Below are 11,928 nucleotides of genomic sequence, written 5' to 3'. Positions count from 1 at the left end.
ACTTTATATTGAGTAATAGATTAAAGAAGAAAGCAAATTTTATCTGCTTTCTTCTTTTCCAGCAATTACACCCGAACATGCAATTTCATATTCGGATTATAATATTGACTCGGGCTTTTTAATTGAAAAGTTCCTCCGGATTCAGAAAAATCAACAGTCAAGTTATCATCCATAAAAACAAGCTTCGTTCGATCGGCAATAAACTGAAACTGGTTTGATGAAATTTCTACGTCGCGCTCATCTTTTTCAGATACAGCGACTAAGTCAATAATCCCACTCATTACACAGCCGCATCCTTCTGTATCGTAAAATAATTTTATATATTTTGCCTCACTTGGAATCATCTCTTTTATTTTCGCATATGCTGCGTCCGTCACTGTAACATTCATTGGTTTTCCTCCTACATATATCGAGATTATCCTATTGTAGCATTCTTTTTTTATAAATCGATTCGATTTTTATATACAGAAAATTCGTTATCAATGAGATACTTTATTTTCCATAAACAAATACGGAATAGGCCCTACATTTAGCCGCTTTATTCCCACTGTTTATAATCCTATTTCGTTTCCGTGGCAAAATTTCTTTGAAGATGATTTCGTAACATACTTTAACGGAATCATGTTAAGAGGAGCAGATACTGTTCACAACATCTTTTTAGCTGTATTTCCAACCGACGAGGTACTAAATAGATTTCTTGCTGAAGGAACCGCTAGAGACTTACTATTCATGCATCATCCGTACTCGTTTTCTCCTTTTGTTTTAAACATTGCATGTGGTAGGAAAAGGCCCTGACCGTTTCTATGCGCGGCCAGATGCTCTCATCCCCCTAAAAAGAAAAGGTTTTTATGTCGGTTTTTTAACTTGTATATATAGAAAGCGGTATTCTTTCTGTATGAAAAAAAGCAACCAAATTTATCATATATTTGGTTGCTTTTTTTGCTCTTATTATTTACTTCAACAAAGCCACTATACTTTCATGCTAAAAATTTCTTTTAAGCAATGAAACTACCACAAATCCGTATACACAGTAGAAGTCGCCGGAATTGGCGTCCAATATTGCTGATTTGGCTGCCATGCTTTAATCGTTCCATCTTGGCGCTTAATAAATGCTTTGAATTGAACATTACGTTCAGCCGGTAAATAAACTGTACCTCTCCAATCTCCGTAAGTAGAGTTGTACGATAATTTAATAGGGTATGACGTTGTATCCCATTGTCCTAACTCGGCACGATCTCCAACAATATACACTGTATCTCCAGTAGCTGTTGGCGCATTTTTTACAACAATTGTTTGTTGAGTAGGAGTGACTCCTAAAATATCTTTAAACTGCCCCATCAATGTATTATTGTACATAACATCTTGATAACGAAGCAGTGTAAATCCCGCAAAATTATAGTTAAAAGCCATTTCAGCTGTTTTCTTATATTCATTGTCGCTTCCTATGCTTAACGCATTTTCGCCATTTAGTACAATCCCTTTTTCATTCGCAAGCTTAGCTACTTGTTGTACAAGTGTTTTTGGCATTGAATATTCTGGATATGTTCCCTTATCTGACATCTCTAAGCAAGTAAATGTTAAATCCAATTTTGCACTCTTAAAAGCGTCTAACAAACTACTATAATCATTATATCCCGCTGGTTTTTCAGCGCTGTGCGGAAGATTTGGATTGTTATATTGCCAGTGAACGCCGGCAACTTTCGCTCCAATTGGTACATGGAACGTATTATCAAATGCAGAATGAGCTAATTCTCCTATCAATTTTGTATGCTCTTCTAACACACCTTCATACCACTTTAAGAAATCTTCACCATACTTTGTTTGATAACCGCTTGCCAAAAATTGATATCCATCAGATGGTGGAAGTACTTGTGACATAGAAGTCAGGTTTGTCCCCCAAGCTTTGTTTATTTCTGCTAAAGATCCATATTTTTGTAATGTCCAAGAACGAAATTGTGCTTTCGCAAATTCTGTATAAGCTTGAAACTTTCCTCTAGACGGATAACCTGATCCATCAGCTGACGTATAAGATGGATAACGTGTTTCTCCAGCCGGCCCGCCTGATAAATAAACCTTCGCAATGACATCTTTATACGGAGCCATCGCCTGTGCAAAAGCATTATATAATTCTCCGTACTGCTTTCGAATTACGTCTGAAGCTAGCGGATTTAATGTTTCTTTATTAATTGTTCCTGTTTCCGATTTAAAATACAAACTATCATCTGATTTTTGATTCCATATCCAAGAAGGAAGCGGTACATTACAATCATCTCCAACATTACCGCCGCATTGATGCGTTGAAATAATCGGAATCATTTTCATACCAGCATTTCTTACAGATTGTGCAAAGCGCTGCGCATAAGAAAAATCAAATTGTTGATCTCCATTCTTCTCCATATCTCCCCACCAAAAATCAACAGTAATAGCAGAGAAACCGTTTTGCTTTGCCCAGCGTAAATCATTTTCAAACGTCTCCCATGTCATAATATCCGGCACTTTCTTTAGCGGTGCCATAATATATGCTTTGTAATTTCCGTTCATCGATTGCCCATTTACAGCTGCATGACTCTGGCTTGGAAATATTGAAGAAGCAAGCAACATAAGAACGGATAACATGGCAATACTACAGCCTTTTAAATATTTTTTCATACGCTCTCCCCTTTTCTAAAAATTAAGACTACTAATAACAAAAACTTAAATGAAAGCAAAGGATTTCATTCTATGCTTGTAATTACAAACCCACATGTATACGCTTACATATTATCATTTATTGCAATCGTTTGCATTATTTTTTTCATATTTTATTAGCTTTTTATATGTATATAAAGTGAAACTTCCATCAGTGGGGGTTTTTTTCATCCCCCACTGATGGTTAGTTAAACCAATCGGGCTTTTACGGGCAGTTATCCCTCATCTATCTTCTTCGATTCTCTCAATTTTGAGGTGGGGGGCTTACTGCCCACAAATAGCGGGATACATCCATTTTCATTTTTCGACATATAAGTCACTGCTATGCAGAACACAACACGACCTACACTTGCTTGCCCCCTTTGTTTTAACCTCGCATGTGGCTGACCGCTTCCGTGCACCGCCCCCCTAAAGTTTTTATGTCGTTTTTGCACTTATATATAGAAACAAACCTCTGTAAAAAGTAAAAAAACAGGTAATAGATTTTGATTCTATCACCTGTTTTTTATATAAATCTATTTTCATTTTTCGACATATAAGTCGCTGCTATGCAGAATCCAACATGACCTGTACTTGCTTGCTCCCTTTGTTTTAAAGCTTGCACGTGGCAGAAATAGGCCCTGACCGCTTCTATGCATGGCCAGATGCTCTTTCCCACCTAAAAGAAAAGGGCTTTTAGGTTAGTTTTTTCAATTTGTATTGAAATAAGCTGCACCAAAGTTCTCATTAAATCTCTTACACCATACAGAAACTGCGCCGTATGCACTTACATCGATCCCCTCAGGAATCTCATAGTTTTGGTCGCCTTTGTTTCCCTTTAACTTTCCTAATTCAACATACTTATAATTTTTAACATCTTCATTATTTTTCAATTGCTTCGTAGGAACCAATACAACTCGAACGTCTGGACCGTTAGAAGTTGCAAAATGAGTAAGGCGTAAAATACGTTTTCCATCTGCTAATTGATAGATTGTTGCTGTTCCAGTTGTTTCATGAACACCGCTTTGAAACTGTCCTTCGCTTATTACTTGTTCTTGCTTTATTTCTTTTGACTTCATTTCTGTTTGCGGTAATGTTTCGTTTACTTTCTTATCAATAAATAATTTCTCTGGGCGGAACAAAGACCACAATATCCCCCCAACAATTAAGAATGCTCCTATAAAGAATATATATTTTCTTTTCATAAAGTAAGTCCCCTCCTCTAACACTTATATGTTAGCAAGAAAACCTCTCATTTTCATAACATAACTATTACAAAAGTCTTTCAGCAATCTTATTTCTTTTCTGATGTAATAGGAAGGGTAAACCAAAATTCACTTCCTTGTTTCCCATCTGAACGATCTCGCACACCAATTTCTCCTTTGTGCATTTCAACTAATGATTTTGCGATAGCTAATCCAAGCCCTGATCCTCCAGATTGCGAACTTCTGGACTGATCCGTCCTATAGAAACGTTCAAATATGCGTAATTGATCATTGTATGCAATGCCCTCTCCTTCATCACGCACAATAAATTGAACATGTTGCTGCCGCTTATTTTCCTTCACAATCAAATCAATTGTGGAAGATGCAGGAGAATACCGGATTGCATTATGTAACAAGTTACTAATAACCCGCACTATTTTACACGGCATAATCCAAAGCCGAGGCAATGTATCAGACACCTGTACTTCTAACTGCATCTGTTTTTCCTCAAGTAAGATAGAATGTGCATCTAGTACTTCTATTAACACTCTGTCCACATATGTTAAACTTGGATGAAACTCTTCTTGTCCAAGTTCTAACTTGGAAAGATCAAATAAGTTATTAATCAAGCCATTTAATCTTTGCATTTCCTTTAATATTGTCGCTAAGTACTGCTTTTTCATGTCCGGGTCTTCAATTACATCATCTTGTAGTGCTTCTATCATCAATTGTATGCTGGCTATAGGTGTTCGTAAGTCGTGTGAAATATTTGCAATCAGCTCTGTACGCGCTTTTTCTCCTTCTTCTAACTTCGTAAATCCTTCTTCTAACTTTTTAGCCATCTTCTGAAAAGCTGTTGCTAATTCTTTAAACTCTTGTGGTTCCTTTCCAATTATATACATCGTTCCAAAATGTCTATCACTAAATTGTTGCGTTAATGCAATTAAATTTTGAATGGATCTCATAATCGGACGTGTTAATAGCCAATAGATAAAAGTTGAAAGAATCATTGCTACAATCGCAATTCCTGTTAATAACCGTGTTTGTTCCGGCTCCAACAGCATTTTTCTATCACCATACCATATCGCAATGACCATGATACTTGTGCTTAATACATTCATTAGTAACAATTGATAACGTAGTTTCATGTTTCATTTCCTCCATTTGGATCAAAGCGATACCCTATGCCCCAAACTGTATGAATCCAACGATTCTTTGTCGTATGTTTATCTAATTTTTCACGTAAACGACTCATTAACACCGTTACTGTATTGGTACACCCTTCATATTCAAATTCCCAAATTTGTTCAAGAAGTTGTGAACGAGAAAACACCTGTTTTGGATGTTTTGCCATCGTATAAAGTACTTCAAATTCTTTAACTGTTAAGTCAACTGCATGTCCACAAACAAACACGCTTCTCTTCGTTGGATAAATCTTCAAATCCGGAAACTCCATCATTTCTAATTCAGGTTCTTTCGTTTGCACTACTGGCTGATTTCCTCTTCTTAATATAATTTGAACCCTTAATACTAACTCACGAGGTGAAAACGGCTTTGTCACATAATCATCCGCTCCCATTGTTAAACCTAAAATTCGATCTCTTTCCTCTCCCCTAGCGGTCAACATAATAATAGGAACGTTAGATTGTTCACGAATTTCCTCACATAGTTCCCAACCATCTTTCTTTGGCATCATCAAATCTAAAATAATTAAATCTGGCTGATATTGTTGAAATACCTCCCAGCCTTCTGCTCCATTTTCAGCTGTATATACTTCATATCCTTCTCTCTCTAAATACCGTTTACATATTTCTCTAATATTCTCTTCATCTTCTACAATTACAATTCTTTGCTTCATATGTAGATCCCCCGTTGCTCTTTTCTAATAATGTAAAAACATTTTTCTTATTTAAAATACTTATAGTAATCTTTCATATAGATATAATAATTAGTAATCTATTCATTCCAAGTGAAGTGCCATAGTCATACATTCACTAAAAATTACGAAAAATAATTATGTAATTTAGGTGACATAATTAAAAGGAGAATACTGTATATTTACAATCCTTGAAGGATTAAATATCGAAGTTTTAAACTTTAGACATAGAAGTGGAAAGGCTTTATTACATAATATAAGTCTCCATCGCTATCAATGAAGACCTTGTTACAAATGATCAATACTATAATCAATTTCTACTAAGCTTAGAAACATCTTGTAGCAAAAATACAAATGTTATGATAGCCATCCCAAAATTGACTGCAAGAGCTATTATAACAGATAAATCAGTGATATATGATAACACAATCCAAATTGAAAAGATTGAAGCAAGAAAAGGAATAATTTTTCTCGTTGCTGTTACTGCATATCCTTTATTCTTCTGGAGATAAATCATAATGACGCCAATACCTAATAATAATGGAGCAGTAATCAAAATCCCAAACCAACCAAAAGCATCCTCAACAAACCAAGGTAAAAAACGCATCGTTGAAGAGAAGATAAATAAGTTAAGTACGAAAACAAATAATTGCATGATAGATAATTTTATATTTAAGCTTTTTGGATTCATGGTGTCAAACCTCCAACATAGTGTAATTTTACACTATTTTATTAATTATCCACTTTTATGTCAATATTATTTTTCAATATATAAGTCGCTGCTATGCAGAATACAGCATGACCTACACCTGCTTTCTCCTTTTGTTTAAAATCTTGCATGTGGTAGGAAAAGGCCGGACCGTTTCTATGTGCGGCCATATGCTCTCGTTTCCCCTAAAAAACAACCCTTTCCTATAATCTCTAAAAAATTTATTATCACTTCTTATGATTTTATTATTACATTTAAACGTTAAGTAAACTATCTAATAACCTTACATAAAGATGACAGTTCTGTAAGAATGACAGAAAATGAACAAGCTATATATATCCATGTTAATTTTCCGACATATAAGGCGCTGCTATGCAGAATACAACATGACCGCTACTTGCTTTCTCCTTTTGTTTGAAACCTTGCATGTGGCAGAAACACATCCGGACTGCTTTGTTCTTGCCTATCTAAACAGAAAATTTTTTAATTTGGATTTATATATTACCTCACCCAAAAATAAAAACAGCCTGTAAAGTTTTCCAAAAGAAATACTTTGCAGGCTTATAATTTCTTACTTTAATTTTGGGTATTATTCTAACTATTCCATTTCACCTTATAATGTCCATTATGATCAAAGATATAATCTCTATATCCATGTTTTGTATCAAGTCTAACTGTTTCGTTTTGATAAATTGAACCATCGTCTTTAGCGTAGTATTGGAAATATCCATAATAAGGGAAGAAGTATCCCCAAACTTGGAACTTGCCTATCGCAGCTTCTCCAGAATTCTGGAAGTAATACCACTTACCATTGATTTCTCTCCAGCCTGTTTGCGTTACGCCTTTATCGTCATAATAGTAGATCTTACCATCAACTTTATCAAACCCTGTTAGCTTAGCTTCTCCGTCATGGTTAAAATAATATCTTTTTCCGTCAATTTCTTGATGACCATCGAAAGTATAGTTTACACCATCTTTGAAATAATATTTTTTACCATCAATTGTTTTCCAACCAGTATAAGTAGCACCATCTTCTAAGCTATAATAGTGGATTGCATCCTTTTTCGTTCCATCAGGTTGAGGGAACGCTCTCTTTCCAGTCAATCCTGGTTTTCTACTAGAACCCTCGTTCTCAAATGTTACTTGTTTTCCGTCAAGACTAATCGTTTTAGGACTAGTTAGTGCGTTTCCATTCAAATCAGTAGCTCTCTCAAGCACACCTTTGTCAGAAAAGTGAAGGATGACATGTTGATCTTCGAGACGTAGTTGCTTTGTAGTAGGCACGTAATTTTGGAAGTAATACGTTTTTCCATCTATTTCTCGGAAACCTTCTTTAATAAACGCTCCAGATTCGTCAGAATAGTTTTGATCTCTCCACGTTGATCTTTGCAAAGCACCTTTATCATCAAAGTGGTAGTACTTCCCATCAATCTCATGATTTCCATTAGAGCCACTTGTCGATAATACTGCCCCAAAATAATCTGGATGGAAATAATATTTCTTACCTTCAATTTCATGCCAGCCCTTTAAGAAAACTCCATCAGAACCTGCATAATAATAATCAGAACCTCGGTTTACCCAACTGTTCTTTATCACGTTCCCAGAAGAATCTTTTGCAGACCATTTCGTAAGATCCTTTTCATCATCTTTGATCTCTACTTCGTCATATTTCTGCTTTTCATTTTCTTTCCCCGGATACCAGTCTCTTAACCAGTTGTGAATTTCATTGTTGTTTTTTGAAGTGAAACGAATTTCAGATTTGAAACTCCAATCCGTACCAAATTGTTGAACGTAAGCATTACCAGCCAAACGTACTCCATTTTTATTTACTAAATGGAACTGGAATGCCCCCTCATAAGAATTGCCTGTCTGAACAAGTTCAAACACTTCATCATCACCAATCGAATCGGAATATTGAAGCGCTTTTCCTTCTTTCCCTGAAAGATATTTTGAACCTGTTTTTATCAATACCTTATTCGTCCCTTTTTTATAAGGGATAATCTGATAAGATTTACCGTCATTTAGTGTACTGAATGGTAGTGCAATAGATGTTTCTAAGATATTAGTAGATTCCGCCAATATATTCGTTGATCGGTCATTAAAATCTGCAAGAGCTTTAGGGTTATTCATAACATAATTAGAAAGAACTTCTCTTCCTACTGGATGCGAAGTCAATGTTGCTACCTTCTTTTGTTCTTCTGTTAAATAAGAAAAACGGTCTACCCCTAAACCTTTAAAGCCGTCAAGAGAATTTGCTCCAAATCTCTTCTTATAAAACTCGTCAACAAGAACTTTATTTTGACCAGATGTTTTTTCTACATATAAGGTGATCTCTTGATTAAGCGCAACTCCAGTTTTTCCTTCATCCAATTGTGCTTGTGTAATGTAAAGAAGATCATGTTCTGAAGTAGATTTTGCATAGGGCTTTAAATCTATAATTGTACCCGCTTCTGTAATCTTAAGCTGTTGTCCTGATTTTAATTTGTGAATTTCACTTTTTCCATTTGGATAGAGTACTTTAACTGGTTTAGTAAAACTCGAATCATCTTTCGTATGATGCATAGAAATATTAAATTCTCCAGGTTTAAAACTAGGAGCTCTATAAGATACATTTTCTGCATAAGGGCCAGTGTAATCCGTTAAGTCAGGATCCCCCACCTCTATCCCAAGTGCTTCATAAATGTCTTTCACGATGCCTAATGAAGTAATCCCCACATCGAGCACAGTAGCTATACTTGCGCTAGCCTTATTCTCTGCAATAGGAGCCATAGAAAAAAGAATACCTAATGCCGCTGTAGCAGGAATTATTTTCTTTCCAATTCCATTTGTTTTAAATGTTTTTTTCATTTTCGTTTTCCTCTCTCATTCATCTTGACTTCATCATATCTAACAAATCTTTCATTTCTCTCTCGTAACTATTACAAAAGTCTTGCAAATATCTTTCATGATTATTATGACGTTATCAATTCTTTAGAGAAAAAACAGGTGCGCAAAACAAAACATGACCTGTTCTCGCTTGCTCCCTTTATTTTCACCTTTGCATGTGACAGTAACAAACCCAGACTGCTTTGCTCTCACCCAAAAATAAAAACAGACCGCAAAGCTTTCTGAAAGAAACGCTTTGCAGTCTTATGATTTCTTGCTTTACTTAATACTTTCTAATTCCCATTTATGGTTCTCGCCCGGTGAAGTTGTATGTTCAGGTTTTAAAACTTTTTCATGACCGAATACAGTTGGGGCAATCCCGTTATCTGCGACACTACTAAACCAGTCATTGTCTCTATATGTGATGTAAGTAGAATCAGATTTTAAATAGAAGCTCTTTTCATTCGAGATTTTATCTAACTTAACTGTAGATCTATTACGTTCTTGGTCTAACCAGCTATAATCATATCCATTTCCAACGTTAAGATACTGATAGCCACCATGAGTGCTGTTCGTAAACTTAAGGAATACTTCTTCATCTTTTCGAATTGGCTCTCCTGGTTTAGATTGCCCTTTTCTCTCAATGATTACTGATGTAGCTTGAATATCTTTTCCATGTATTTCTTGATTTTTAGGTCCAATCCTTAATCCATCCCAATTATTCCCTTTTACACTAAAGTGCACATATTTTCCACTTATATTTTGATGTAGATTACCTACTGACCACCACTCATTTACACCGTTAGGTAAGTTGGCAATTGTTTTCAAATAATATTCTTTTCCTTCTACAATAAATTCACCTTTATTATCTACTAATAAGTTATCGAACTCTTTATTATACTTAACGACTGTAGAAGTTTTTTGTGTCGGAAGTTTCTTTTGTGCATCATTGATTTCAAATGTAACTTCTTTTGATGGATCGAATTGATCTAAACTTACAGTTTCTTTAGACTCATATACGTTTCCATTTTTCACCAATGTTACTTTCTGTGTTGTTTTAGAATTTTTCTTTTCAAAAGAAGCGGTGATTTCATTACTTGCTCCAAATAAGCCCGGTACGACTGCTGCATAAAGCTTTTTCTTAATTGGATCATAAGCACTATATGATAATGTTGGTGGCTGTAGTTTTTCAAAAGCACCGACTCTCCAACCTTTTGTTACAGCCTCTTCTTTTACATTTTCTAAAGAGTCTTTCTCAAAGATGTTTGCTTTTCCACCGCTATTTTCTACAAGCGCATTTACTTTTTTAGAGTCTACGTTAATATGCTTTAAAACCTCATTCAATTTTAAATTTGTATTCCCACCAACACCGTCTGGTGCATACACTCTAAACTTCGGTTTATTTCCGATATCTGTTTCTAGTAATGCAGTAGAAGCATTTACACGAGATTCATATTTCCCTGCATCTCCTAAATTTTTAAATTCCCCGTCTTGTTCGATAGACACGTCCATTGTGCTAGTCGGTAATACTTCAACAGAAAGAAGCGCACCTTGCTCAACAGCTTTTAATTCATCTAACGTTAGGTAAATATTAACATCCGCTTGACCTTCTAAACTGTCAATTAATACTTCTGTTTTATTTCTTCCGCCTTTTTCTGTGCTTAAATGCTGTGCTTTATAACGATCTTGCGTTGCCTTTACTGTATTAATAATCTTGTCTCCTAAGCGAATGTTAAAATGAGGAGAAACATTTTCAGCCGATGCTGTACCTGTATTTTTATATTCTAGCTGCAAGCTTACTTTTGCTGCTTTTGCTGTATCAATTGTTGTTGCAGTAGACCAATCAAAATTATTAGAGTAGCTTTCTGTTTCCGTATCAGTTTTTGAATATCCATAGCCTACATTTAATGAAGCATCGCCTTTTGGTACAGGTCCCGCTGCTGAACCTTCAACACCGCCTCCCACAGTTAGACCAACATTAAAAGAATGCTGCGTGGATACACTTTTCTCCCAACCTTTATTAATAGATCCACCTTTTGAATCTGTAATCTCCTTAATAGGAGTAACTCCAATACGTTTGATGCCAATTTGTAAGTTCGGCATATTGGCAACCATTGGATTAAAATCAGTATCAGAATCACTGCCATAATACTGAACTTCATACGCATCCGAAAAAGGATCTCCATCCGAATTCGCACTCATAGGGTTGGTGATAAATTTTAATTTTCCTTTGTCTTTCTCTGGATTCCATGCTTGTGCTTCATTTTTCCCAGTTTGATAATTAAATTCAATTTTATATCCTTTTTCTTCTAACTCATTAGGAATGCCATCGTTATCCCAATCGTTATTTTGCACTTCAATTTTTTCAGGAGAAATCTCTCCTTTTTTTCCGTCAGTTCCAAGAATAGCTTTTTCTTCTTTTACATTTGCGTTCTCTTTAAACTTCTCAACTTTACTTTCTGGACTTGGCTGTTGTATGTCTGCTAAAGCAGGGGATGCTAAAGTCAATGCCATCGTTACGCTACTTAATACAGCAAATGCTGGTTTCAATTTTTTCATCTTCGTTTTCCTCCTTTTTTCTAGGAACGTTAGAACATCTACTAGTA

The 11,928-nt window shown here is 35.4% G+C and carries 9 protein-coding genes and 1 pseudogene; 1 reads left to right on the top strand and 9 read right to left on the bottom strand.

The genetic code is table 11. The features are described 5' to 3' along the window. Window positions 1–65 precede the first annotated feature (65 nt). Window positions 66–389: an iron-sulfur cluster biosynthesis family protein gene (locus WAZ07_RS18745; protein ID WP_090916540.1), complete on the bottom strand. Its 324-nt coding sequence runs from the start codon at window positions 387–389 to the stop codon at window positions 66–68. 112 nt (window positions 390–501) lie between these two features. Between WAZ07_RS18745 and WAZ07_RS26305 the strand changes: the two are divergent. Next, a pseudogene (locus tag WAZ07_RS26305) lies at window positions 502–741 on the top strand (Nif3-like dinuclear metal center hexameric protein); the annotation flags it as partial. A 267-nt stretch (window positions 742–1,008) separates the two neighbouring features. Here the strand turns inward: WAZ07_RS26305 and WAZ07_RS18740 are convergent. The 8 genes from WAZ07_RS18740 to WAZ07_RS18705 form a co-directional block, all read right to left on the bottom strand. Then, entirely contained in the window at window positions 1,009–2,649 is a 1,641-nt protein-coding gene (locus tag WAZ07_RS18740) for a family 14 glycosylhydrolase (RefSeq protein WP_336473650.1), read from the bottom strand. A gap of 728 nt (window positions 2,650–3,377) precedes the next feature. Then, the gene (locus WAZ07_RS18735; RefSeq protein ID WP_336473649.1) at window positions 3,378–3,872 is read right to left on the bottom strand and encodes a DM13 domain-containing protein; all 495 of its coding nucleotides are present in this window, start codon (window positions 3,870–3,872) and stop codon (window positions 3,378–3,380) included. An 89-nt stretch (window positions 3,873–3,961) separates the two neighbouring features. Next, complete coding sequence (locus WAZ07_RS18730) at window positions 3,962–5,020, bottom strand: sensor histidine kinase (protein ID WP_336473648.1); 1,059 nt, start codon at window positions 5,018–5,020, stop codon at window positions 3,962–3,964. Further along, a complete protein-coding gene (locus WAZ07_RS18725; protein ID WP_336473647.1) occupies window positions 5,017–5,730 on the bottom strand; it encodes a response regulator transcription factor in 714 nt (237 codons plus the stop codon). Before WAZ07_RS18725 ends, WAZ07_RS18730 begins: the two co-directional genes overlap by 4 nt. A 328-nt stretch (window positions 5,731–6,058) precedes the next feature. Then, window positions 6,059–6,439: a hypothetical protein gene (locus WAZ07_RS18720; protein WP_336473646.1), complete on the bottom strand. Its 381-nt coding sequence runs from the start codon at window positions 6,437–6,439 to the stop codon at window positions 6,059–6,061. Window positions 6,440–6,480: 41 nt separating this feature from the next. Then, window positions 6,481–6,627, bottom strand: a complete 147-nt coding sequence (locus WAZ07_RS18715) for a hypothetical protein (RefSeq protein WP_336473645.1) — start codon at window positions 6,625–6,627, stop codon at window positions 6,481–6,483. 424 nt (window positions 6,628–7,051) lie between these two features. Further along, window positions 7,052–9,304 carry an N-acetylmuramoyl-L-alanine amidase family protein gene (locus WAZ07_RS18710; RefSeq protein ID WP_336473644.1) on the bottom strand — a complete coding sequence of 751 codons (2,253 nt, stop codon included), beginning with the start codon at window positions 9,302–9,304 and terminating at the stop codon, window positions 7,052–7,054. A gap of 297 nt (window positions 9,305–9,601) precedes the next feature. Then, window positions 9,602–11,881, bottom strand: a complete 2,280-nt coding sequence (locus WAZ07_RS18705) for a binary toxin-like calcium binding domain-containing protein (RefSeq protein WP_336473643.1) — start codon at window positions 11,879–11,881, stop codon at window positions 9,602–9,604. Between the last annotated feature and the right edge of the window lie 47 nt (window positions 11,882–11,928).

It is taken from the genome of Bacillus bruguierae, assembly GCF_037104725.1.
Lineage (GTDB): Bacteria > Bacillota > Bacilli > Bacillales > Bacillaceae_G > Bacillus_A > Bacillus_A bruguierae.
The sequence above is the reverse complement of the archived record's forward strand: the minus strand, read 5'-3'. Positions and strand labels throughout refer to the sequence as shown.